Raw genomic sequence first — 23,607 nt, forward strand, 5'->3', positions numbered from 1 at the left:
CAGTATTCAGAACCCCGGCTTACGGAACATAAGCGTGGAGCCAGCAATTGCTGACAGCTACCCGGAAAAGAGGTGGATACCCCAGGAGATAAAAACAGTTTATAGACTCTGGAAAACCCTTCCTGATTCTATAAAAAATCTCAGTGGAATGTTATGCAAGTGCCATTCCGGGATTCAGAAACGTGGCGGAAACCCCGGGAATCTAACCCGGCTGAACGGATTTAGAGTCCATTCGATCTACATGATCAGGTTTCCTCCTTGATAAAATAGAATAATGATCCCTTGGTTGTTTTTTTCTCTATAGCAATCTTAATTGATATGATAAAATGATATTATTTAGTATATATGTTTATTGGTAAAAACTTACCAAAATTTCCTCTTTCAATTTATAGTTTTTGGAAAACAGTTTCACGTCGGCAGATATTTATAAAAATTTAACCGTGAAGCCATTTTACAGGTTCTCTCGAAAAATTCGGATGAAGGAGGCGAATAAAATCTCCGGATAAAAAATAAAATGGACAGAAAAATAAATCAAGTTTTCCTGTTCAAGTCTTTTCATACATCCCGAGCGTGCTCAGGGTAAGGGCTGTCGCATTTATGTCGTCTTCTTTGTTTCCCCAGGCTCCGCTTTCATGGACTTTTCCAAGAAGCCAGCGGATAGAGATTTCAAGTTCTTTTTTGAAGCCAGCAAGGATAAGTGCCTGAATTGCCAGGTTGCTTGTAGAGATATGTTCCCAGCCTCCGTCCTGCCCTCTTTTTGAAAGGACCCATTCAGCCCTTTCGCGGATAAACTTTTCAAATTCCCTGTTTCCTGTCAGTTTCTCCTGTTTTTTAAGGGCTGAGATTATAAGGGATGTGGTGCCTGCCTGTTCCCATGCGGGACCGTAATTTTCATATAGCCAGTTACAGCCTTCAATGTCAGGAACCTCCATATCAGCAAGGGCTCCAAGGCTATAAGCAGTATCGTAGACATCTTCGTTCCACGAGCTTCCTTTTTTTCTGGAAAGAAGCCACTTCTCCGATGCCCTGAATACGATCCCTTCAGTTGAAAGGGCTGAACATGCTCTTGCCGTATCCCGTATCGAAGAATCCCAGGAATCACATTCTTTTTTAAGGATCAGGCGGGTAACATACGGGTTTTTGAGCTCCCATAACGCATGAGCCGTCACTGTGCTTGCAAGTTCCTTTACTGGTTCAATTTGCCGGGAAGAAAGCCATGAGAAGCCATTTTTTACGATATTGAGTTCCAGATTGCTTAACATTTTACGGTGCTTTTCAGGCTTCATCTATTAATACCTGACCTCATGATTTTTTGATTCTGTTTCTTGCCTATCTTATTAGAAGAAGACACCGGGGTAAATTATATGTAGGATTTTTGCATAATAATGCATAATAATACATCCGGAGAAAGACGGTAAATTTTGAACACCAGCTGAGACATTTCAGATCTGAAAATCTAGAAGAGAGTTCCCCTTCCGGACACCCTCAAAGAAGGTGAACTTAAACCATGAAGTTCAGTTTTCTGAAAAATCTGTCTCGACTGAGGCTGAAGCCTTTATGGGTGTTTATCAGCCTGCTTTCAAAGTACACTTAAAAGAGCACCTGGAAAAAGTTGCTTACATCTCTATGATCTGGGTTTTATGTGTTTTTATGTGTCTTAACTGGCATGTTTCGCTTTTTTCTTTCGAAACTCATTTTAAGCTGAAGCCTGAATGGATGGAAAACTATATATATTTTGCATTATTATGCATAACTATGCGCCCCAGAAAAAGACGAATGGTGGATTTCGAACATCCGGAAAGGCAATTCAGGCCTTTCAGTTCCGAAAGTGAAATTTCCGAAGAGATTCTGTTGACTATCGACGAACTCGAGGCCATGAGGCTCAGCTTTCTGGAAAACCTTTCCCAGACCGAGGCTGCGGCTCGTATGGAGATTCACCAGTCCACTTTTCAGAGGGCTCTGAAAAAAGCACTTGAAAAAGTAACTGATGCGCTTGTACATGGAAAAGCGATCAGAATTGAAGGAGGAGATTATAGAATGCCAAGAGGAGACGGAACAGGTCCTGCAAGGCAGGGTCCGGCTGGCGGCGGAAGAGGTCGCGGGCAGGGAAAAGGTCGGGGAGGCCGGTTCGGCGGACCCGAAGGAAACTGCATATGTCCCGCCTGCGGATATGAAACTCCCCATACTCCGGGAGTCAGCTGCAGCCAGGTGAAGTGTGAGAAATGCGGAAGCCCTATGGTCAGGAAATGAATTAAAAGGTGGTCTGGAAAATAGAGTGGGAGAAAGGCACAGACATTGTTTTTCTGTTGCTCTATTTTAAATCGTTTTCAGAATCATTTAAAGATTTTTACCAGACAACCACGACTTGCTAAATATTTATGGTATATTAACATTACAATGAAAGGAGTTGAAAATAATGCCACACGGAGACAGAACAGGTCCGATGGGACAGGGATCAAAGACAGGACGGGCTATGGGACACTGCTCAGGCAGTGACAGTCCGGGTTATACTACAGGAGGTCAGGCGGGTACAGGCCGGATGTTTAGCCGTGGAGCCGGCGGACGCAGTATGGGACGAGGAACAGGCCGTGGTTTCCGGTGCAGGAGAAATTCTGGTCTCGAAAGAGGTCGAGGTTTTTTTTCCAGGAATGAACACCCGGGATACTATTATCCAGAAACTTCTCAGTCCAGCACGGAATCAAATATCGAATTCTTTGAGAACAGGATCAGGGCTCTGAAACAGGAATTTGAGGCGTTTATAGAAAGTTTGAAAACCCAGCAGCCCCCGAAAATCGATGAAAAGAAATAAATTAATGTATAAATTCAGGAATGAGTTCATTAACTCGATGGTTACCGGTGGGTTCTGAATTCATAAATGAGTTTGAAAAAATGAATTTCGGACTGGAAAATGGAAGGGTTTCCTGCTGATTTGCCGCTATTCTCTTTCCAGATTTTCTGATTTTTGGGCCCAGATTTTTTTGAAAGGAAGAGTAAAAAATGAAATCAAGAATCGTTTACGGACCAATTCTTTCCAGAAGGCTTGGCAGATCCCTGGGAATAGATGTAATAAAGAACACAGTTTCGAAAAAAAACTGTAATTATGACTGCATTTACTGCCAGCTCGGACACGTTGAGTTAAAACTCGGAAGTCCTGAAGATGTTAAAGAAGCAGTAACCCCGAAAGAAGTCTCTGAAAGCTTCGAGAAGTTCTATAAAGATGTTGAGGGACTTGACTATATCACTTTTTCAGGGACCTGCGAACCTTCTCTTAACCTTTCTCTGGGAGAGATGATCCAGAGTATAAGGGAAATAAGCGGAGTTCCTGTCTGTGTGATAACGAATTCTTCCCTTATGGGAAGAGAGGATGTACGGAAGAATCTGTCTCAGGCAGACCTGGTTGTTGCTACCCTAGTTTCAGGAATCGAAAAAACCTGGAGAAAGATACACAGACCTGCTCCCTGCATAAATTTTCAGGAAATAATTGAGGGCTTAAGGGAACTTGCAAAAGCCGGTGATGAAAAAAAGCTTGCACTTGAGGTTATGTTCCTTGAGAGTGAAACAGGGGAGCCTCTAAACAGCACTGATGAAGAGGTCGAGAGCTTGATAAAAACAATCAGGTACATATGCCCTGATGAGATCGAAGTCCTGACTATCAGCCGCCCTCCTGCAGAAAAATGGGTAAACCCTGTATCAGAGGAAAGGTTAAGGAAAATTGCTGACCGCTTTATATCAGAGTTTGGAGCTGAAAAAGTAAGGCTGGTTTTAAAGGGCAAAAAGAAAAAGGCAAAAGTTTTACACCGGGACCTGGAAGAGGAAGTCTATGCCCTTCTCCTCAGGAGGCCCTGTACCTTTGAACAGACATGGCAGGGACTGAACACAGACCCTGAAAGTCTCCGCCCTGCCCTCGAAAAATTGCTTGATGAAGGCAAAATAGAGGAAATAGGTTCCAAAAACAGGGAATATTACAGGGCAAAATGAATTAAGTACGGAAACAAAAAAGGAAATTTTTCCATTAAGAAAATTTATCTATTTTTCAGGGGCAGGGAGAGCGTACGACCAGCACTTCCGCTTTTGAATTTCTTACAACTTTTTCCGTAACACCTCCAAGGAGGAACCGGTCAATTCCGGTTTTTCCCTGTGTCCCCATGACAATCATATCAATATCATTTTTTTCTGCAAATTCCAGAATTTCCTGAGCAGGATACCCCTGCAGAAGGACAGGGTTTACCTTTACATTTATTTCTTTTCCCAGTTCTTCTATCTCGGCAACGGCTTCACTTCCCTCTTTTCCTATCTCCCAGTCATAACTTTCAGGCATAATAGGAGAACAGCAGGAAACACCTGCTACATATACGGCATAGATCTCTGCTCCGGTACTTTTTGCAATTTCAAGCCCTGAACAGGCTGCGCTTTTTGAGTTTTCCGAGCCGTCTATTGCAAGTAGAATTTTCCTATAAGGATTTCGTTTCATATTGTATCCCCTTAGAGAACTCTCCTGATTTCGGGTCCCTTTTTTTCACTGTTCTTTTTATCTTACTGCGGTGCCAGGACTTCGGGACTCTTCTGACAGCGGTGGAAAACCTCAACGAACTCATAAATATCGCGTACGACAAGTACTGGGACGCTGGCGTTCCTTAAGACTTTTGCAGATATGCTTCCAATCGAGAACTGCTCAGATCCACTTTTTCCAAGCGAGCCCACGACAATCATGCCAACCTTCTGCTTTTCTGCAAAATCCACTATTTGTTCAGCCGGATTTCCTCTAAGCATTACGGACTCAGCTTCCAATCCGGCAGCTTTTGCTTTCTCTACAGCATAAGAAACTGCTCCATACCCGGTTTTTTCAAACTGCTCATATATCTTCTGCGCCCAATCTTCGTCCATTAAATTAGGGTCACAGGAAGTTGTATCGATAACATACGCGGCATAGACCTTTGACCCATTCAGCTTTGCAATTTCTATCCCGCAGTCTACTGCTTTTTCAGTAATTTTTGAGCCGTCTGTAGCGATCAGAATCTGCCTGTGCGGTTTTTCTCCTTTGTGTTTCCTGACAACAAGGACCGGAATTTTTGCGCGCCTCACAACTTTTTCGGATACGCTTCCAAGCATAAAACGCTTAATTCCGCCTTTTCCAAGTGAGCCCACGATGATCATGTCAACTTTTTGCTCGTCTGCAAAGTTCACTATTTCTTCAGCAGGTTTCCCGCTGAGCACTGCGGATTCGGCTTCCAATCCGGCAGCTTTTGCTTTTTCCTCAATATAAGAGGTTGCTTTATTCCCTATCCCCTCAAGGCGCTCGATTTTTTTTGACCGCTTGTCGTCTGCCGTAACCGGGCCATAAGAACCTGTATCGATCACATATACGGCATAGACCTTTGCTCCCCCGGATCTCAGGGTTTCTATCCCGAAGTCCGCCGCTTTTTCAGAGGCTTCCGAACCGTCTGTAGCGATCAGGATTTTTCTTTGTGGTTTAAATTCCTCATTATCTCCATCCATACTAATCCCCCCATTCTGGATTTTTATTCGGGCTGGTACCAGACCCCTGCTTCTTATCCAATTCGGATTATTATAATTGCTTTTATAACCGGAAACCAGGTTAATCGCTTAAAAGCTACATTCAAAACATCAGTTTCTTGAGCTCTTTTCCTGCTGCCCGGGAATTTCCGCGCCTTTCAATTCCTTTTCCCATGCACGACAAGTACCGGAACTTTTGCATTCCTGACGACCTTTTCGGATACGCTGCCAAGAAGAAAGCGTTCGACATCGGTTTTTCCCAGAGAACCAACGACAATCATATCAACTGACTTTTTTTCTGCAAAATCGAGGATCTTTTCGGCAGGATGTCCTTCCCTGGTTACGAATTCGACATCTACGCCTGCTACTTTTGCAGCTTCTTCGACCATTGCTGTCAGTTCAAGCCCGAATGTCTTAAACTGCTCTTCCATAGCTGTTTTCCATCTCGGGTCACTTCTTTCGGCTGGATAACATGTGTTATCAATAACATAAAGAGCGTAGACTTTACCCTGGCTCAGCCTTGCAATTTCCATTCCTGCGTTTATTGCCTGCGCCCCGTTCTCCGAACCGTCAGTAGCAATCAGGATCTTTTTGTAAAGATCTCTCTCCATACCCCTCTTCCTCCCGGTTTACCCCAAATTAAACCGATTATTTAATTAAGCAACCTGATCTTAAACAGGTTTTTTCTGAAAAGTATCAGGCTGCCTCTTTTATCTGTTCAGGTTCCTATTATGCCTGTATCAACTTTTTGTCTCTTTTGTGCTTTTCCCGGACAACCAGAACCGGGACTTTTGAGTGCCTTACAATTTTTTCAGACACGCTTCCGAGCACAACGCGCTCATATCCGCCTTTTCCAAGAGAACCAACTATGATCATATCGATATTGTTGTCCTCTGCAAAACTTATAATCTTTTCAGCCGGATGTCCTTTAAGCACCCTGGTTTCGACTTCCACTCCGGCAGCTTTTCCAATTTTCTCTATATAAGCGGTTGCTTCATGCCCCGCTTTCTCGAATTCATCAAGAGTTTCTTTTGACCAGATTTTATCCAGCGAAACTGAGCGGTAGGGTGTTACATCAATAACATACAGGGCAAATATTTTTGCCCCGCTGCACCCAACCATTTCTATCCCGAAATCTGCGGCTTCGTTTGCGGTCTCTGAACCGTCGGTAGCGATCAGTATCTGTCTTCGCGGTCTGGATTTCATCTCAATGTTTCCTTCCATGCTTACTCCTCATGTTCTTGATTTATTGTTTCTAAATTTGTGCTCCTGTATCCCGGATTTTCATCCTCTTTACAGGCCTATGTTTTTTCCCAGTAATTTCAGAGCCACAGGTCACGATCAGAATTCTTCAAGCTTACTCTCTATGCTCTGACTACCGCATTTTATTCCCTATCTGATTATTGATGTGTTCATATTAATAATTTTCATCTAATTTCTTAAGGAAAGAAGAAGCGTCTATAACGGTAAAAAGTATATGTCTAAGAATATAATAAATAAAGTGTAGAACATAACAAATAAAGTGTAGAATATAATAAATAAAGTGTAGAACATAACAAATAAAGTGTAGAATAGACGTTGAGATAATTGGAGAAGAAAAAGGTTTAAATGAAGAAAAAGGTTTAAATATTACTCTTAAAAAACCTATTTTTATTATTTTTTATTATTTTTTTGCTTTTAAGACTGTCTATTCAGTTAAACACGAATTTCAGACAGTTAGGGGGCTAGAGCTGTTGATTTCTCTTTAAACTGCGTAATGTCTGATAGGTAAAAGTGCCAGATCATCTAAGTACCAGACATCGGAGAAATCTTCAGGAAGGGATTTTTGTTATTGCCACGCTGCTCATATCTGTGACAACCTTACAGCTCTATTCCTCCACAAGGTAACCGGGGTCTGGAAGGGTAAACCGCTAATTTGAGGACGCTAATTTGGGGAAGCTTTAGCAGGTTTTAAACCTCAGTCTCTTCGACAAGCCTTTTTACAGTCTCAATCACAAGAACTGCATCCCGTTTTTTTACATCGACTTCACTGTTAATGCAAAAGTCAAGTAGTAGTTTCCTTTTTTCTTCAGAGATGAGACCTTTTTTAGCCCCTTCTTTCGTAAGCCCGAGATAGCTGCGGTCAGGGTAATAGGTACTGATTGCAAGCTCAAGAAGATCCTCATATTCTTTTTCGCTTAAAATTCCGGCACCCAGAGCAGCTTTAAGGGTCTCTCTTATGTTTACCAGCGGCACGGAAATGGGTTCAAAGGTTTCAGGGTTGGTGCTGACGGCAACCTCGTCATCAGATTCAATTACACCGTCCCTGTACCATTCATAGACCTTTCCTACGCCGATCATCCCGTGTGTATCAAGTTCAGAAGCCCTGAGTGCCCCCATGCTTGCACCACCCACAACCCTCACTCCTGCGTTAAGGGCAGAAATTATTTCTCTGTGCCCTACTGCAGCCCGGTCAAAGAAAATTCCATCTATAATTCCCATGACCTTATACCCCTGCTGGATAAATTTTTCAAGCTGGAACCTGCGCACAGGGGGCTGGTAATTAGCCAGGAGAATTTTTTTTGCGTCCTCATGGCTTATGCTGTTTCCGGTAAAAATGACTGCTTTTTCTTCCATTTCATTTTCCACAGCTTTATCTTCTTTTCAGGGATTTATCTTCCTTTTTACAGTTTTATTTCCTTTTCAGAGGCTTTATCTTCTTTTCCAGGGCTTATCGTTTTTGTTTCTTGGAATTTCTTTCTTCTTTCCGGCAGCAAGCCTTTTTCCTTTGCGGTCACGGTCTATTGTGAAGAGCTCAAAGCCCGGAATGATTACTCTTACTACAGGCACTGCGACTTCTTCTCTTGAAAGATCAACAACGAGCACTTTTTCCGTAAGGCCCTTCAGCTTTTCAAGGATCACGCCAATGTTTTCTGCAGGGCTCCTTTTAGAGATGTCCTGAACTTCGGAGAGGGAAATCTTTTCTCCTTCCTCGAACCAGAACCAGTTAAGGCGCTTCATGCGGTCGTAGCCTACACTGCGGATAAATCCTTCTCTATCAGTATCTTCTCTTGCGCCCTGAATCTGGACAACCCTTGACTGCGCAGCTTCGGTTATCGCTCTTGCAACCGCTATCTCGGGCTTAAGGTGGGAGCCTGCCCCCATGACAAGCAGGGCCGGATCTTTCAGTTTTACATCATCAGTTGCCGCAATAATTGTAGGAATTCCTGTGTCTGTCGGGACAAGCCAGATTTTGAGGTCTATTCCTGAGTCTTTGAATTTTCTGGAAAGCTCGTACAGGTATCCGTCTTCTTCGGTAAGCACGATCTCTTTTCCAAGGTCACGGGTAAACTGAGCTGTACTGATTGCATCCCTTTCTATAACTTCAAGCAGCCCGTGGAGGATAGCTTCCTCAAGTACATTTCCTGAAGCCAGCCCGTTGGTATTACTCAGGAAAAGTTTCTGGCACTGCCCCGGAGAATCATACGGGTGGTATACCGCGTTTGCGCTCACAAAGACTTCTTCTTTATTCAGGAGGTCGTATGCTCCTACCCACTCAAGAAGAGAACTCGGGTTATAAGGTTGGGAAAGGAGAAGGGAGCCCGGGTCAAGAGTAACATAGTTTTCCCTGGCGTTCAGGTAAGATTCAACAAGAGCAGGAGCTGAAATATCGCCTGCAATGTTTGCGTTCAGGCCGGGCCTTTCTGCCAGGCAGCGCTCAAAACTTTCCATTATTGCTGAAATTCGGGCTCTCTGTTCGGTTGAACCTTTGCCTGAGTAGATGCTTATCGCTCCCGGAGCTGCACTGGGGCGAATAGAAGAAAATATTGGGACCCCTAACCTGTCCAGGTTTGTGATATCTGCGATTCGGGTAACTCCTATCTTTTTTATCTGGTTTTTTGTGTTTTCGAGAGTGGTGGCTTCATCGTACACGCGCTGCGTGCCTTCGATGTATGAAAGAGACCTGTCAATTTTTATCTCGGGCATGATTAAAACCTTCTCATTTTTTGTTATATATTTTGTGATTTTTCAGGATTATGGATCTTTTCAAAAGGTTTTTCATATATGTTGCTGGGGGATTTATCCTGATAAACGGAATAACAAACGGAAATGTATAGAATACAAACAGAATAACGCTATATATTGAGGGGTCTATAAGTATGTAAGAGGGATTATAAGGGGTTTTGTCTGATGAACCTTAAAAAATTGTTTCTGGAAGAGAATGTAGGGGGCTTTGATCTCCTGTTCAGGACGATATACGGGATACTTGCGATTCTCGCGCTGGCAACAGGTCTTGTGAAAAGGTCGCCCTGGAAATGGATTGTTGCGCTGATAGCTTTTATGGGCCTTTACAGTTCAATCCTCAGACACTGTACTCCCTATGCTATTCTTGGAATCAGCACAGCAGAGAAAAAATAAATGCATATGTAAAGAATTTAATCTGACCCTACATTTTTGAAAAGTGTGTCTATTGATTTTTAAGCTCTGTTTATTTTCTTTCATCTATTTGAACTTTCTATCTACTATCAATAATTTTTACTATGATGGATATTTCTTTTTCTTCAATAATCAGACTATATTCTCTAACAGTTATTTCTTTTATGAATATATATAAAATAGATTGGAATTGTCTATCCTTTTAGTGTTATAATCAGACTAATCTTTGCCACCTTACTTTATATATAAGTTTGATAATTCTTTATACAATGTAAAATTAAGTGTAAAGACGATGGGAAAATGAGCGAGATAAAAATCTGTGAAGTTAGGTGCCCAAACTGTAGAAAGTGGTTCAGCTCAAAAATTGCTCAATTTGAAGATGCAGAAACATTCAGGCGTGCTATAACGTACAAAAATGCAGAACCATGCCCGTACTGTAAGACAATGATTTCTCACGACAAAGAAATCATGAGATTCTTAGAAAAAGATAATACTGGTAAAGTTATCCGAGAAACCAGGTGTATATATAATTTCTAATCTTTATAAATATCCTCTCAAAAAAATGGACCTTTAAATGATAAATTTTCTTTAATTTTAACTGGATTGCCTGGCAACCCCTTTATCATCTTCAGCTTCTCACAGCTGATTCAATTGGTTATGGAAAACCAATTTTTCAGCAAATATTTCATTTTTCTCAATAATTCACTAATTGAAAATATTTCAATCAGTTTCATGTCTTTGTGTTTTTGTTTCTTTGTGTTTTTGTTTCTTTGTGTTTTTGTTTCTTTTTTCCTTTAATACTATTTTCAATGAAATTCCTTCACTATGCATGAATCAGAAAAGCTAAAATTCAGAGAATTGACAATTCATTAAATTTTCTTATCTCGTTAGTATAAATAATATTTATAAAAATCACTAATTTATGTAAGGACAATTATAAGGATTATAAAAACAGATTCTAGAAGCAAAAAAGGAGTTTTTAAGAACAATCCCATCTCAAATTCCTGACATGAAAGATTAATACAGACTGGAAAACAAATTTTTATCGCTGATAGTTGGGTGAAAGCAACATTTGTGCATTAAAGTTACATTTATGCATTAAAGTTACACGATGTGCCAGGGCTGTAGACAGGAGAATTGTATGACCATACATTCGCTAAAAACCGCGCTTATGAAACCTCAAAGGCAAGTGAAAAAGGATAAGATGTGATAATATGACGGTTCAGCTGGATCATATTATCCCGTATCGGCAGACGGCTAAGGAAGTAATATCCTCACTTGATACAGATGCGCGGAACGGTCTGAGCGTAGGAGAGGCTGGGGAACGCCTTAAAAAATACGGCAAGAACGAACTGATGGCAGAGAAGCCTGTGCCTGCGTGGAGGAAATTCCTGGCTCAGTTCCATGACGTACTTGTCATCCTGCTGCTTGTTGCAACCCTTATATCGGCAGGCATGTGGCTTTATGAGCGTGATTCTGCACTTCCTTACGAGGCGATTGCGATCTTTGCTGTCGTACTCCTCAATGCTATTATGGGCTATGTTCAGCAGGCACGAGCTGAGGAAGCAATGGCAGCTCTGCGTCAGATGACGGCAGCACAGGCAAGTGTTGTTCGGGACGGTAAGCGGCAGAACATTCCGGCTACTGAGATCGTGCCCGGTGATATTATTGTCATTGAAGAAGGCAACACTATCCCTGCAGATGCCCGTGTGCTTCAATCAACTGCGCTCCAAACAGCCGAAGCGGCACTGACAGGTGAAAGCCTGCCAGTTTTGAAGGATGATCTCCAGATTACGGAAGAAGTCGGACTGGGCGACCGCGATAATATGATCTTTAGCGGCACTATAGCTGTTTATGGGCATGGGCGTGCAGTGGTCACAGCAACCGGGATGCAGACCGAGATGGGACGCATTGCCGGGATGCTTAAAGAAACGCCTGTAGAGACCACGCCGCTCCAGAAGGAACTTCAGCGCGTTGGCAAAATGCTCGGGATCATTGTTGTCGCCATTGCAGTCGTGATAATTGCAACAATACTTTTAGTTGAGGACGTGCACGGCTTTTCAGCCCTTTTTGACGTGCTCATTTTAGGTGTGGCACTTGCGGTTGCGGCTGTTCCTGAGAGTTTGCCTGCGGTTGTGACAGTTGTCCTCTCTCTCGGTGTTCAGCGCATGGCAAGGAAAAATGCTATCGTGCGCCATTTAGCGGCTGTAGAAACTCTTGGCTCGGCGAATGTTGTTGCTTCCGATAAGACGGGCACGCTAACCAGGAACGAGATGACTGTACTTGCGGTCATCACAGCCAGCGGGCGTGTCAATCTGGAAGGTACGGGTTACGCTCCCGAAGGCGAGGTCCATAAGGAAGGCGGAGAAAAAATTGATGGAGATCTCCAGTTTGAGTTTGTACGCGCACTTGCAGCAGCTGACCGGGCAAGCAACGCTGTGCTGCAAGAACGCGGCGGGCGCTGGGTGGTACACGGAGACCCGACTGAAGGGGCGTTGATTGTTGCGGCGCGAAAAGCCGGGCTGGAAGCTGAGGTACTCAATGCACGGCTGGAACGCATAGCAGAGATTCCTTTTTCTTCGGAACGCAAACTGATGAGTACGGTTCATAATGATACCGAACAAAAGGAACGTATTCTTGCCTTTACCAAAGGCGCACCTGATGTATTGCTTGCCCGCTGTACACATGAGCTTGTAGGAGACGAGATCAGGTCTCTCACTGAGGAGCGCCGTTCAGAAATTTTGACAAGGAATGAAAAACTCGCAGGCGAAGCCCTGAGGACACTTGGGGTCTCTTTCCGCGTATTTCCGAAGAAGGCGATAAAGCAGGAAGATTTTGACGAGGATGTAGAGAAGGATCTCGTTTTTCTGGGATTGATCGGCATGATTGACCCTCCGCGCATGGAGGCAAAAGAAGCAGTTGCACGGGCAATGGCTGCAGGCGTTCGCCCTATTATGATTACAGGTGATCACCCTAAAACCGCCACTGTTATTGCTGCAGAACTCGGGATCCCCATCCATGGAGAAGCTGTCACGGGCGCGGAGCTTGAGAAAATGCCCGAGGATAAGCTTGACCGGACGGTTCAGGAAGTTTCGGTGTATGCGCGCGTCAATCCCGAACACAAACTTCGGATTGTGAAATCACTGCAGCGCGGCGGGGCAATTGTTGCAATGACCGGTGACGGAGTCAATGATGCTCCCGCTTTGAAAACTGCCGACATAGGCGTGGCAATGGGTATTACCGGGACAGATGTCTCCAAAGAAGCCTCAGATATAGTCCTCGCAGACGATAATTTCGCTACCATTGTCTCGGCTGTCGAAGAAGGGCGTGCGATCTTTTCCAATATTCGTAAGTTCCTGCGCTACCTGCTCTCCTCAAACCTCGGGGAAGTAATGATAATGTTCTTCGGCCTGCTGCTGGCAGATGTGATCGGGCTGACTGAGGCAGGTGATAACGGGTTAGTGCTGCCGCTGCTGGCAACACAGATCCTGTGGATAAATCTTATTTCAGACGGTCCACCTGCGCTCGCTCTAGGCGTTGATCCTGCGGACCCGGGAATAATGAAAGAACCGCCGCGCCCGCGGGAAGAAGGGGTAATAACTCGAAGCATGTGGGCTGGCAACCTCTTTACCGGTGTAATCATGGCTATCGGGACCCTGCTCGTACTGGATGCCAGTTTACCCGGGGGTTTGATTGAAGGCTCAGGCAGCCTGCGTTATGCTCAGACAATGGCTTTTACCACGGTGGTCTTCTTTTCACTGTTTGTTGTTTTCAACGCACGTTCGGACAAACAGAGCGCTTTCATCGGGATGTTGTCAAACAAATGGCTTTGGGGAGCTGTTTTTCTGTCCATTTTACTGCAGGTGATGGTCGTCTATATCCCGTTCCTGCAACAGGCATTTTCAACCGTGAGCTTGAGCCCTGGAGACTGGCTGCTCTGCGCAGTAGTGGCAAGTTCCGTGCTGTGGCTGCGTGAATTAAGCAAAATATTTGTACGCGCGATGGAGGATAAAACAAAAAGAGATCTCACGTGATAAAAAGATCTATTTTCTGGAGAGACCTGAATTACACGGACTTCGATTTTGAAAACTCGTTTCTTACACAGACCTGGGTTTTGAAAACTCTTTTATTTCTGTCATTTCAGGTTTAATACATTTTTACCCTTCATGATGTAATATCCTGATCTCTTTATTTTCTTTTTTTATCCAGTCGGTAAATGTAAGATAGTGAAAAACAGAAATTATAAGGACTGGAATGGAAATGCAAATCGCAAATGATACAAAATGGCCGCAGAAGAAAATGAAAGAAAGCAAAACAAGCAAAAACGACGTTACATAATAGTTTTCCTGCTGCTTCACTACCATATATAATTTTTTATTGTATATTTTTGCCTCTTCTTCGTTCCGAAATTGAATCGCGTTTTCAGTCTGTTTAAACCTTCGTTCCCTTGGTATCAATAGCTGTGAAAACGGAACAATAAGTGCTATGCTGACAAATAATAAAGATGCAAGAAGAGAGTAAAATGAAATCGTTTCTGCGTTCTCGAATGCGTGTATGTCAAATTTGCCGTATATACTGGATAATGTCAGAATATAAACTCCAAATATTAAAAATATAAATTTTATCAGTGAAAAAAATCGGTCCAGATTTTTATTATATATTTCGAGCAGTTCACATTCGATTTCTTTATACTGGCCTGACATCTCTCAGCCTCTATAAAATTAACGGCTGATATGTATTTAAACATTTTCAAAAGGTGATTAATTTATTTAATTATTTGAACTATACTGCAGTTTTTTTGTTTTAGTATTCTCCTGGAGTGCGTAATTTTAAATCCGCTGTTTTCTTGGATGCAGTATATTTGATTCCCTTATTTTAAAATAATATTAAAGAACTATAATATTTTAAATAATATTTAATTTCGGGGAATGGGGGATATGCATGCCGAAGAGGAATCGCTTGACTATGGGCAGCATGAAGAAATGAAGCACGAGCAATACCCGGATGTGGATCACGAACAACCTGAGGAAATGAAATATGAACAGCACGAAGGAATGGGGCATGAGGGACATTCGCCATCCGGGAGAAAAGACCATGGGAACCATCATACCCATATGCTTGAAGATTTCAGAAGAAGATTTATCGTTTCTCTTATACTGACGTTCCCTGTTTTGCTTCTTTCCCCGACTATTCAGGACTTTTTTAACTTTGAAATTAGTTTTCCTGGTGCAGATTTTATCGTTTTCCTGATCTCTTCCGTTGTTTATTTTTACGGCGGCTATCCTTTCCTCAAGGGAATAAAGCAGGAGCTTGCTGAAAAATCTCCAGGAATGATGACCCTTATAGCCATTGCAATCAGTGTGGCTTATTTTTACAGTTCTGCTGTAGTTTTCGGGCTTCACGGAGAGGTATTTTTCTGGGAACTGGTGACCCTTATAGATGTCATGCTGCTCGGGCACTGGCTTGAAATGCGTTCTGTAATGGGGGCTTCAAGGGCTCTTGAAGAGCTGGTTAAGATAATGCCCTCAGTTGCTCATCTGAGACAAAACGGTGAGATCGTTGATGTTGGTGTTGAGCAGCTGAAAATAGGAGACAAGGTTCTGGTCAAGCCTGGGGAAAAGGTGCCTGTTGACGGGACTGTTGTAGAAGGGGCGAGCAGTGTAAATGAATCCATGCTTACGGGGGAGTCTGAGCCTGTCACGAAAACTGAGGGAAGTGAGGTCATTGGAGGTTCGATTAACGGGGAAGCGGCTTTTGTTGTTGAAGTTAAGAAAACAGGAAAGGACACCTACCTCAATCAGGTCGTCGAACTTGTCAGGACAGCCCAGGAAAGCAAGTCAAAAACTCAGGACCTGGCAAACAGGGCAGCACTGTATCTCACGATCATAGCTCTGACTGTAGGGACACTCACCTTTACCCTCTGGACTCTCTTCGGGCAGGAACTTGTTTTTGCCCTTGAAAGAGCAGTTACTGTAATGGTTATAACCTGCCCGCACGCCCTCGGGCTTGCAATTCCCCTTGTGGTCGCAGTTTCAACGTCCATGGCTGCGAAATCCGGGCTTCTCATCAGGGACAGGCAGGCATTTGAAAAAGCCCGCAGCCTTGAGGCTGTAATTTTCGATAAAACAGGAACTCTTACTGAAGGCAGGTTTGGAGTGACGGATATAATTTCTTTCTCAGACGAAGATAGCCGCACAAACGACGAAATTAATGATGAAAAGGTTCTCATGCTTGCAGCTTCTCTTGAATCGATTTCGGAGCATCCTATTGCAAGAGGAATTCTGGAGAGTGCGAGGGAAAAAGGGATAAAGCCTGTACCTGTCGAAAGCTTCAGTTCCATTCCCGGAAAGGGGATTGAAGGTGTAATCGAAGGAAAGAAATACTATGTAGTAAGCCCCGGTTACCTTGAAGAAGCCGGAATCAACCTGAAAGGCAGGAAAAGCGAAGACGAGAAAATAGACGAGAAAATTGAAGAGATCAAGGCTCAGGGAAAGACCGTTGTTTTTCTTCTTGAAGGGGAAAGAGTGCTTGGAGCCCTTGCACTTGCCGATATCGTCCGAAAGGAGTCAAAGGAAGCAATTTCAAAGCTCAAAGAGATGGGTATAAAGTGCCTTATGCTTACCGGAGACAACCGGTTTGTTGCTGCCTGGGTGTCCCGGGAACTGGAACTTGATGACTACTTTGCAGAAGTTCTCCCGCATGAAAAGGCGGCAAAGGTAAAGGAAGTCCAGAAGCAGTACGTTACCGGAATGGTCGGTGATGGGGTCAATGATGCTCCTGCCCTTGCCCAGGCTGATGTTGGAATAGCAATTGGGGCAGGCACGGAAGTTGCAATCGAAACCGCAGACATCGTGCTGGTTAAAAACGACCCCCGGGATGTGCTGTATATTATCGAGCTTTCAAGAAGGACATACTCCAAAATGTACCAGAACCTTCTCTGGGCAACCGGATACAATGTTTTCGCGATCCCGCTTGCAGCAGGAGTACTTTATGGATACGGCATTTTACTGAGCCCTGCCGCAGGTGCGGTTCTTATGAGCCTGAGTACCATAATTGTAGCTATAAATGCAAGAGCTTTAAAGATGGGGTGATTTGATGTTCGGGATAATTTTCAGATTGAAAAAAATTCTGGTTCTGGCAGCCTCAGTGCTCGCAGCAGCCAGATTTATCTCAAAACATACAAAGAAAATAAGAAAAATAAAAAAATTCTAAACTTAGGCCTGACCCTTTAATCGGGGAATTCAGGCATAATTTAAATGGTAAAGGGGGCAAAAGTATCGCAGATGAGGGGAGAAAAAGCAGTCCGTTCCTGATTCTCTTGCTGGTTCTGTTAGTGGCAGGGCTGGTTGTCCTTATTTTTATTTTCGGAGCAATGTGGGGTTTCTCTCATTCCGGAGATGTGCCATATGACAGGTCGGATAACTATTCGGAAAACAGGACTTATCCGGGTAGAGGAATGTATCCGGGCAGGGAAATGTATCCGGCTGGCGGGATATATCCAGAAAGGACTTCTGTTTCATATAACATATCTGATTTTGAGTCAAACGGAGAAATGATCTATTATACCGGGTTTAACGAAAGTGGGGAGATTATTGAGATAGAGTATGGTCCTCGCTGGCTGTATGTTCATGGAGGGAGCTGTGTTGACTGTCACGGGGCTGACGGGAGAGGAGGCTATCGGGTAATGATGAGTTCTGAAATTCCTCCGGATATAAGGTATGAAAGCCTTGTTTCTGGAGAGCACGAAGTAGATGAAGTGGATGATGAACACCTTCCATTTACGAAAGAAACTATAAAAAGAGCAATCCGTGATGGTATCGACCCTGCAGGCGAACCTCTTGACCTGACCATGCCCAGGTGGAAAATGATTGATAAAGACGTGGATGATGTTGTCGAATATCTTAAAACGCTTTGAGGATAACCTCATTTTCTGGATATGAAGAGAGACTTCACCCCGGAGCGGTTCATTTTTCAATCCTGAGTATCTGAGCCCAGCTCCGTTTCCCGCATTTCGGGCATTTCAGGAATTTTTTATTTACTCTATCAGGTCCCAGAAAGTTTTCCAGAGTTGAAACTTCGAAAACTCTACCGCATATGGGACACAGGTAAGCGAAGTTTTTTGTGTGCCAGTTCACCAGCAGTAGAGTTCCTGTGATAATTATCAGTATCAAGAGATACCAGCAGCCAGGACGTAAAAATATAGAAGAGAAAACCATTACTGTAATAAACAGAAAGAGCACGAGAGCTGTTCTATACCAGTCTGCTTTAGCAGTTTTTCGATATTTTTTTGTGCTCATAATTTTCTCCTGTTTTGTTGCATTTCAGACGCAACTGAGCCCGTAGACCACCCGGGACAAGTTAATATGAAATCTTAAATTGTGCCAGTAAGGCTGAGAATCAAATCCCCAATCATCTTGCATTGGAAGGTCAAAAAATCTAAAAAAAGAAATTGCCTGTGGGCTGGAACAGGCAGCTTTTACAGCCCATTTTTATTTCAAGTTTAAATCTTGCAAATTTCGCTTTTCCTGAGCCAGTCGATGTCGGACTGGTAAAGGAGCCTCAGGTCTTTAAGCCCCAGTTTCAGCATGGCAAGCCGGCTTACTCCAAGCCCCCAGGCGAGGACGGGTTCTTTGATCCCCAATGGTTCTGTGACTTCTTTCCTGAAAACGCCCGCACCACCAAGTTCGACCCAGCCGAGCCCTTCCACGTAAACCTCAGGTTCCACACTCGGTTCGGTGTATGGGAAATATCCCGGGCGGAAGCGGACTTCTTCGAACCCCATCCTGTGGTAGAACTCTGCAAGGAGGCCGAGAAGGTCTGCAAAAGACATACCCTTATCCATAACCACGCCTTCAAGCTGCTCGAACTCAGGTGTGTGGGTCGGGTCAATTGTTTCCCTGCGGTAAGCCCTGTCAATGCAGAAAGCTTTTACCGGCGGCTCCGGGTTATCCGCAAGGTACTTTATGGTTACAGAGGTGGTGTGAGTCCTGAGAACGTTGCGCCCGGCAAGTTCTCTGTCCCATATTCCTCCCCAGCCGCAGGAGTCAATATCTCCTCCGTTCTCATGCATTGCTGCCACTTTTCCCGAATATTCAGCCGGGATCTGACAGGTGCTGCCGAGGTGGAATGTGTCCTGCATATCCCTGGCAGGGTGGTCCTGGGGCTGGAAGAGGGCGTCGAAGTTCCAGAAAGAACTCTGGATTATACCGCCTTTTATCTCTGTAAAGCCCATTTCCAGAAAGATCTGGCGCATCTGTTCAATCAGGCGCCTGTAAGGGTGAATTTTTGTCCCGTAAAGTGGTTTAGGTGTAATATCGAGCCTGTAGGGCCTGAATTTTTTCTCTTTCCATGCTCCGCTTTTCAGCAGTTCGGGAGTAAGCTGGGCAATTTCTTCTTCAAGGACAAGCCCCTGAGATGCAAGTTCACTTCCTGGGTCTGTTATTGAAACAGTCCTGAACTTTTCTTCGTGTTTTACGACGAGTTTGCGTTTGAGAAGGTCTTTTACGGTCCCTTCATCGGCTCCAAGTTCTTCGAGAGTCTTTGCTTTTCCTGCAAAAGCTGAAAGGGCTTTTTCGTCCTTACCTTCAGAAGCTTCTCCGGAAGGAACCATTATTCCGTTTTCAACCTTTGCCCATCCTTTTTTTACGAGCCAGCCCGTTGCAATTCCCACGGTCTGGGGGGAGAAACGGCTCCTGAGCTCCTCAAGGGAGACAGGGTTTTTCAGGGCATCAATAATCTGGCGCTCTGGAAGCCCTGTTTTTTTGTATTCTTCTCCTTCCTTTGTAAGGGAATAGCGCTCGAGAACTTTTTCGGAAACAGAAGCAAGCTCTTTTTCCTGAAGCATGAAAGCAGCCTGCATCGCCGCATCTATCTGCAGCCCTGACTTCTCTTCCAGTTTATCCGGAACTGCCGATCTGAGTTCCTCAAGGGCGAGCAAGACTTTTTTTTCGTTAATTGTGAGGTTGTCCTGAATACTCATAACTGTCAATCCTGTGAACCATATCCTGTGAGTCCTGAAAATTTAAGACTTTGATACTAAGATTTTGATATAAGTTTGGCACTCGTATTTGATGAATTTATTGTAGATTCATAGTTTACTAAAGATTCATGGGTCTACTGGAGATAAATATTTACTGAAGGTTCATGGATCTAATGAAGATACATAATTTACTAAAGATTCATGACCTGATGAGTGATTTATTTTTTGTAGATGATTCTGTATTCATCGAGCTGTTCTCTTGCAAGTTCCCTCTTCTCCTGGTGATCTTTAAGGAACTCCTGCATCTTTTCGGCTGCGAGCTGCTTGCATGAGCCGCACATCCTGGTTCCGCAGACGCATTCCTCTCTGATTTCCAGCAGTTCCTCATCATCTTCTATCAGGTGGAAGAGCATCAGTTCAAAGACAGAGCATTCATCAGGTTTCCCACCCAATTTTTTCTGCTCTTCAAGGGTTATGCAGCCTCCGGTCTTTGCCCTCTTTACCTTTTTTGCCCCTTCCTTAGGGTCATCTGTGAGGGCTATATGGCTGTCAGGGATGCTGCTCGACATCTTTCCTCCCTGCAGCCCGCTCATGAAGCGGTGGTAAGTTGATGCTGGGGGAATGAAAGCGTAGCCTTCGAACTCGGCTGCAACTTCTGCCACGACTTCTTCGAGGATTTTCCCTGTGATTTTCCAGACCCTTTTAAAAACGAAGTATTTTTCATACTCCGAAAATTCAGGTGGTTTAGCCGCATTGGCAAATGTGGCGATTTCCTGAATCTGGGTCATGAAATAATTCCTTCTCTCAGGCTGGTTTATCTGTAAAACAAACCTTTCAAGGAATGCATAGTCAGGAGTCTGGAGCACATCAATGTGTTCTTCATAGAGTTTTACTTTCCCTGGAATGCGTTTTTTAAGTTCCTGTAAAGCTTCCCTGGGAGCTCCTTTTCCCCGGACGCTGAGGTACTTTCCGCCTTCTGCTGTTTCCCTTTCCTCTATCCTGAACATATTCATTTTGCCTGCGAGTCCTCTTGTAAGGCGGAGGTGAGGGTCCTGGTCGGGGCCCACGGGAACAACAACGGGTTTTGATCCTCCGAATTCCTCTAGCTGGGGCTGGAGGATGTCTGCAGCCTGGGTTGCTACGCTGAGCATGTGGGAGAGGCTTGTTTCGCCTGAAAAGCCATAGATAGCGCTCAGTTCCGAGAAATTGACTTTTGCTCCCAGTTCGAATGCCAGGTCTTTAACACTTCCGCATCCCGACTGGAAGTAAATGAGACCTTCAGGCTTGAAACCGAGGGCAATGAGGCTCAATATATATTCTTCTACCCCTATTTCCCTGCATTTCTGCCAGGAAAAGCCGCGCACTGAAAAGGCTTCCCTGTCCGCAATCCCGACAAAGGCTGAAGCTCCCTTCTCCTGGTGCCAGACGATCTGGTCCATTACCATTTTGTGCCCCAGATGGACTTTTCCTGATGGCATAAAGCCGTCCATAACTGAAAAAGGGGCACCTGTCCGCATGGCCTCTGCAATCTGTTCATAATCACGGTGCCCGAAGATGATTCTCCTCCGCATGTACTTATGCGGGGACGGAATTTCCGGAAGTATATTTTCAAAAGGAGAAATCCCGAATTCTTCGAATAACTTGGAGTAGTCAGTGATATTGCTTGAACTCCACGGGTCAAGTTTATTATCCATAATGTCCCTCATGGGCTGCCGTTCCCGGAAAACACTGCAGGCAGCTTTTTCTTGCTAAATAAGGGTAGCATAAATAAAGTGTAAATTTTGTTCCGGTTAAATCGCTCTTTAAAAATACCTGCTCATATGTAAATGTTTATCTTCTGGCAGCAGCAAGATTTTAGCCGGGTTGAAAGAAGTAAATACAGCCTATTCTTCGGTTCATTCCTTAATAAAAAAAGATTTTAATGATACCGATGCATCTCTGCTCCTGTCTGAAAGTTTAGACCCTTATTCCAGCCTTAAATCCTCTTTAAAAGCTGTAGATGAACTGGGAAGACATATCAAGCCAAGATTTGAGTTTAATGTAAAAATACTAAATAATTCCCCTATAAAACTTCATTTTGAGGTCATCAAAAAAGGACATATCATCTTCTCCAGGGACGAATCAAGCAGGATAGACTTTGAATCTGAGGTGATCCCGGCTTGTCTGGACCTGAAGTACATGTATGATTTGATGGATAAAGAATTCCTGGAGTGGTCCTGAGATGAGAAGGTTCTCCCATCTCAGAGAATTCAGACTTTATTGAAGTTATTTCTCGCAAATCTTTTCAAAAGGATAGGGCAGTTTTGCCTCCTCTGGAATTTTATCGACAAATTCCATAAACTCAGGGTCGTGCATGGGACTGAGGTTCTTCTGCCTCTGGAAATAAGGATAGCTTCTGATCCTCTGCCAGATTTCTTTTAAGGGTACTTCTTTAACATTTCCGAACCTGAATGGGGGATAAGGGCTTGGTTTTACGTCTCCGTCTACGGTCACATGCATCCAGCGCCTGCCTGCCATCGCACCCATCATCTGCCCTTCGAAATAAGTATTTGAAAACATTCGAGGGCCTTCCGGGGCAGAATTAATCCTGTGATACATTTCAAGAATTGTCTTCCTGTCTCTATCGGTAATTACGGACTCTCCTCTTCTTTTCGGCATTGATTCCCAGACTGAAAATTCATGAACCCCGAGTTCCGATGCAAGTGCATAGAGAGCGGGAAGCTCTTTCATGTTTGAAGGAGAGGCGTGAGTTGTCATAACAACCAGAAGCCCTGCTTCAAGAGCCAGTTTTATGGTTGAGATTGCCCGATCGTACGAGCCTTCGGATTTTCGGACCGCATCATGCTTCTGGGGGTCAGTCGAATAAACGCCGACCATGAGGGAGTGAAGTCCGGCTTTTTTCAAACGGAGAGCAGTTTCTTTTGTGAAGTCCGTACCCCATGTAGAACAGTTAACTATAGCGCGTTTTTTGTCCACATATTCAATAAGTTCAAAGACCTCTTCCCTCAGCAGGGGGTCATTCTCGGTAAAACTGATAATTAATGTGCCAAGGTCCAGCGCTTCATCTATTACTCTTTTAATTGTGTCTGTATCCAGTTCGTCAGCGACCGCTCCTGGGGGGTACCTTGAACTGTTCTGGCGGGTAATTTCAATGGTAACGGTTTCAGGAATATATTTTCCCAGAGCTATCTGGACTTCTGCGAAAATAAGCCGTTTAAAAGCAGGTCCGGGTATGGGAGGAAGCCAGGCTGAGGGAATGAAGCTGTCTTCCTGTACAAGTGCCGGTTTCTCTTCCTGCAAGCGTGAGTTCATCTTTTTCAGTACAGGGATACAGGCGGATTTCAGAGTCCCCTGTGCCGTAAGTTTTACGGCCATTCCTTCATGCTGCTGAAGGTTTACAGACAGCCCTGGCATGGAGAAAAGTTCTATATTTCTGCCTCTTGCAGAAAAGTCCGGCACATTCTTTTTTTCAGAAGTCATTTTTCCTCACAGGTAATTTTCTGATGGGTTCCTGATTTAACCGGGAAATATTTAAAACCGTCTCTGGTTTAAACCGCTCGTTTAAATCATTCCTGTTTTTTCCGAGCTAAACGGAGATATTCTTTATTCAAAAAATATGCTTTATTCAAAAAATATGCTTTATTCAAAAAATATACTTCAAACCAGCGCCAGAGAACAGTGAATTCTTTAAAAATAGG

The 23,607-nt window shown here is 43.9% G+C and carries 21 protein-coding genes; 10 read left to right on the forward strand and 11 right to left on the reverse strand.

Going from position 1 to position 23,607, the window contains the following annotated elements:
* The first annotated feature begins 34 nt into the window (after positions 1-34).
* The gene (locus M886_RS04655) at positions 35-262 is read left to right on the forward strand and encodes a hypothetical protein (protein WP_011033392.1); all 228 of its coding nucleotides are present in this window, start codon (positions 35-37) and stop codon (positions 260-262) included.
* Between the two features lie 283 nt (positions 263-545).
* Here M886_RS04655 and M886_RS04660 read toward each other — a convergent pair whose 3' ends face one another.
* Positions 546-1,286, reverse strand: coding sequence for a hypothetical protein (locus tag M886_RS04660; protein ID WP_048050734.1), 741 nt, complete (start codon positions 1,284-1,286; stop codon positions 546-548).
* A gap of 469 nt (positions 1,287-1,755) precedes the next feature.
* On the opposite strand from M886_RS04660, the gene M886_RS04665 reads away from it, so the two are divergent.
* From M886_RS04665 to M886_RS04675, 3 genes are all read left to right on the forward strand, one after another.
* Positions 1,756-2,250: a DUF134 domain-containing protein gene (locus M886_RS04665; RefSeq protein WP_048037188.1), complete on the forward strand. Its 495-nt coding sequence runs from the start codon at positions 1,756-1,758 to the stop codon at positions 2,248-2,250.
* Between the two features lie 166 nt (positions 2,251-2,416).
* Positions 2,417-2,809 (forward strand): DUF5320 domain-containing protein, encoded by a 393-nt coding sequence (locus M886_RS04670; RefSeq protein ID WP_048050735.1) that lies wholly within the window; start codon positions 2,417-2,419, stop codon positions 2,807-2,809.
* A gap of 188 nt (positions 2,810-2,997) precedes the next feature.
* Complete coding sequence (locus M886_RS04675; RefSeq protein ID WP_015411833.1) at positions 2,998-3,978, forward strand: radical SAM protein; 981 nt, start codon at positions 2,998-3,000, stop codon at positions 3,976-3,978.
* A 55-nt stretch (positions 3,979-4,033) separates the two neighbouring features.
* Here M886_RS04675 and M886_RS04680 read toward each other — a convergent pair whose 3' ends face one another.
* The 6 genes from M886_RS04680 to M886_RS04710 all read right to left on the reverse strand — a co-directional run bounded on the left by M886_RS04680 (position 4,034) and on the right by M886_RS04710 (position 9,480).
* Complete coding sequence (locus tag M886_RS04680; RefSeq protein ID WP_048037168.1) at positions 4,034-4,471, reverse strand: universal stress protein; 438 nt, start codon at positions 4,469-4,471, stop codon at positions 4,034-4,036.
* 62 nt (positions 4,472-4,533) lie between these two features.
* On the reverse strand, positions 4,534-5,496 hold the full coding sequence (locus M886_RS19455; protein WP_200880713.1) for a universal stress protein: 963 nt from the start codon (positions 5,494-5,496) through the stop codon (positions 4,534-4,536).
* Between the two features lie 176 nt (positions 5,497-5,672).
* Positions 5,673-6,125 carry a universal stress protein gene (locus M886_RS04695; RefSeq protein ID WP_048037167.1) on the reverse strand — a complete coding sequence of 151 codons (453 nt, stop codon included), beginning with the start codon at positions 6,123-6,125 and terminating at the stop codon, positions 5,673-5,675.
* Positions 6,126-6,243: 118 nt separating this feature from the next.
* Complete coding sequence (locus M886_RS04700; RefSeq protein ID WP_015411836.1) at positions 6,244-6,738, reverse strand: universal stress protein; 495 nt, start codon at positions 6,736-6,738, stop codon at positions 6,244-6,246.
* A 726-nt stretch (positions 6,739-7,464) separates the two neighbouring features.
* On the reverse strand, positions 7,465-8,130 hold the full coding sequence (locus M886_RS04705) for a TfuA-related McrA-glycine thioamidation protein (RefSeq protein ID WP_235203868.1): 666 nt from the start codon (positions 8,128-8,130) through the stop codon (positions 7,465-7,467).
* A gap of 75 nt (positions 8,131-8,205) precedes the next feature.
* Entirely contained in the window at positions 8,206-9,480 is a 1,275-nt protein-coding gene (locus tag M886_RS04710; protein ID WP_048050736.1) for a YcaO-related McrA-glycine thioamidation protein, read from the reverse strand.
* 204 nt (positions 9,481-9,684) lie between these two features.
* Between M886_RS04710 and M886_RS04715 the strand changes: the two genes are divergently transcribed.
* From M886_RS04715 to M886_RS04740, 5 genes are all read left to right on the forward strand, one after another.
* The gene (locus M886_RS04715; protein ID WP_011033405.1) at positions 9,685-9,912 is read left to right on the forward strand and encodes a YgaP family membrane protein; all 228 of its coding nucleotides are present in this window, start codon (positions 9,685-9,687) and stop codon (positions 9,910-9,912) included.
* Positions 9,913-10,230: 318 nt separating this feature from the next.
* Positions 10,231-10,467: a hypothetical protein gene (locus tag M886_RS04720; protein WP_011033406.1), complete on the forward strand. Its 237-nt coding sequence runs from the start codon at positions 10,231-10,233 to the stop codon at positions 10,465-10,467.
* A gap of 677 nt (positions 10,468-11,144) precedes the next feature.
* Positions 11,145-13,964 carry a cation-translocating P-type ATPase gene (locus tag M886_RS04725; protein WP_048050737.1) on the forward strand — a complete coding sequence of 940 codons (2,820 nt, stop codon included), beginning with the start codon at positions 11,145-11,147 and terminating at the stop codon, positions 13,962-13,964.
* An 894-nt stretch (positions 13,965-14,858) separates the two neighbouring features.
* The gene (locus M886_RS04735) at positions 14,859-17,021 is read left to right on the forward strand and encodes a heavy metal translocating P-type ATPase (RefSeq protein WP_048050739.1); all 2,163 of its coding nucleotides are present in this window, start codon (positions 14,859-14,861) and stop codon (positions 17,019-17,021) included.
* Between the two features lie 242 nt (positions 17,022-17,263).
* On the forward strand, positions 17,264-17,845 hold the full coding sequence (locus M886_RS04740; protein ID WP_235203869.1) for a c-type cytochrome: 582 nt from the start codon (positions 17,264-17,266) through the stop codon (positions 17,843-17,845).
* Between the two features lie 49 nt (positions 17,846-17,894).
* On the opposite strand, the gene M886_RS04745 is transcribed toward M886_RS04740, so the two are convergent.
* From M886_RS04745 to M886_RS04755, 3 genes are all read right to left on the reverse strand, one after another.
* Positions 17,895-18,227, reverse strand: a complete 333-nt coding sequence (locus tag M886_RS04745; protein WP_048050741.1) for a hypothetical protein — start codon at positions 18,225-18,227, stop codon at positions 17,895-17,897.
* A 203-nt stretch (positions 18,228-18,430) separates the two neighbouring features.
* On the reverse strand, positions 18,431-19,909 hold the full coding sequence (pheS, locus tag M886_RS04750; protein ID WP_048050742.1) for a phenylalanine--tRNA ligase subunit alpha: 1,479 nt from the start codon (positions 19,907-19,909) through the stop codon (positions 18,431-18,433).
* 218 nt (positions 19,910-20,127) lie between these two features.
* Positions 20,128-21,615, reverse strand: a complete 1,488-nt coding sequence (locus tag M886_RS04755; RefSeq protein ID WP_048050743.1) for a tryptophan--tRNA ligase — start codon at positions 21,613-21,615, stop codon at positions 20,128-20,130.
* A 157-nt stretch (positions 21,616-21,772) separates the two neighbouring features.
* Between M886_RS04755 and M886_RS04760 the strand changes: the two genes are divergently transcribed.
* The gene (locus tag M886_RS04760; protein WP_235203870.1) at positions 21,773-22,129 is read left to right on the forward strand and encodes a nucleotidyltransferase domain-containing protein; all 357 of its coding nucleotides are present in this window, start codon (positions 21,773-21,775) and stop codon (positions 22,127-22,129) included.
* 45 nt (positions 22,130-22,174) lie between these two features.
* Here M886_RS04760 and M886_RS04765 read toward each other — a convergent pair whose 3' ends face one another.
* Positions 22,175-23,389, reverse strand: a complete 1,215-nt coding sequence (locus tag M886_RS04765; RefSeq protein WP_048050745.1) for a radical SAM protein — start codon at positions 23,387-23,389, stop codon at positions 22,175-22,177.
* Positions 23,390-23,607: the final 218 nt, after the last annotated feature.

The sequence above is a fragment of the Methanosarcina soligelidi genome, from assembly GCF_000744315.1.
Classification (GTDB): Archaea; Halobacteriota; Methanosarcinia; order Methanosarcinales; family Methanosarcinaceae; genus Methanosarcina; species Methanosarcina mazei.

Excerpts from the sequence above, each read along its gene's own strand:
- M886_RS04680 (WP_048037168.1), bottom strand. The coding sequence starts at position 4,471 with ATGAAACGAAATCCTTATAGGAAAATTCTACTTGCAATAGACGGCTCG.
- M886_RS04755 (WP_048050743.1), bottom strand. The coding sequence starts at position 21,615 with ATGAGGGACATTATGGATAATAAACTTGACCCGTGGAGTTCAAGCAAT.
- M886_RS04720 (WP_011033406.1), top strand. The coding sequence starts at position 10,231 with ATGAGCGAGATAAAAATCTGTGAAGTTAGGTGCCCAAACTGTAGAAAG.
- M886_RS04695 (WP_048037167.1), bottom strand. The coding sequence starts at position 6,125 with ATGGAGAGAGATCTTTACAAAAAGATCCTGATTGCTACTGACGGTTCG.
- M886_RS04700 (WP_015411836.1), bottom strand. The coding sequence starts at position 6,738 with ATGGAAGGAAACATTGAGATGAAATCCAGACCGCGAAGACAGATACTG.
- M886_RS04670 (WP_048050735.1), top strand. The coding sequence starts at position 2,417 with ATGCCACACGGAGACAGAACAGGTCCGATGGGACAGGGATCAAAGACA.
- M886_RS04765 (WP_048050745.1), bottom strand. The coding sequence starts at position 23,389 with ATGACTTCTGAAAAAAAGAATGTGCCGGACTTTTCTGCAAGAGGCAGA.
- M886_RS04735 (WP_048050739.1), top strand. The coding sequence starts at position 14,859 with ATGGGGGATATGCATGCCGAAGAGGAATCGCTTGACTATGGGCAGCAT.
- M886_RS04725 (WP_048050737.1), top strand. The coding sequence starts at position 11,145 with ATGACGGTTCAGCTGGATCATATTATCCCGTATCGGCAGACGGCTAAG.
- M886_RS04665 (WP_048037188.1), top strand. The coding sequence starts at position 1,756 with ATGCGCCCCAGAAAAAGACGAATGGTGGATTTCGAACATCCGGAAAGG.
- M886_RS04710 (WP_048050736.1), bottom strand. The coding sequence starts at position 9,480 with ATGCCCGAGATAAAAATTGACAGGTCTCTTTCATACATCGAAGGCACG.
- M886_RS04705 (WP_235203868.1), bottom strand. The coding sequence starts at position 8,130 with ATGGAAGAAAAAGCAGTCATTTTTACCGGAAACAGCATAAGCCATGAG.
- M886_RS04745 (WP_048050741.1), bottom strand. The coding sequence starts at position 18,227 with ATGAGCACAAAAAAATATCGAAAAACTGCTAAAGCAGACTGGTATAGA.
- M886_RS04675 (WP_015411833.1), top strand. The coding sequence starts at position 2,998 with ATGAAATCAAGAATCGTTTACGGACCAATTCTTTCCAGAAGGCTTGGC.
- M886_RS04660 (WP_048050734.1), bottom strand. The coding sequence starts at position 1,286 with ATGAAGCCTGAAAAGCACCGTAAAATGTTAAGCAATCTGGAACTCAAT.
- M886_RS19455 (WP_200880713.1), bottom strand. The coding sequence starts at position 5,496 with ATGGATGGAGATAATGAGGAATTTAAACCACAAAGAAAAATCCTGATC.
- pheS (WP_048050742.1), bottom strand. The coding sequence starts at position 19,909 with ATGAGTATTCAGGACAACCTCACAATTAACGAAAAAAAAGTCTTGCTC.
- M886_RS04715 (WP_011033405.1), top strand. The coding sequence starts at position 9,685 with ATGAACCTTAAAAAATTGTTTCTGGAAGAGAATGTAGGGGGCTTTGAT.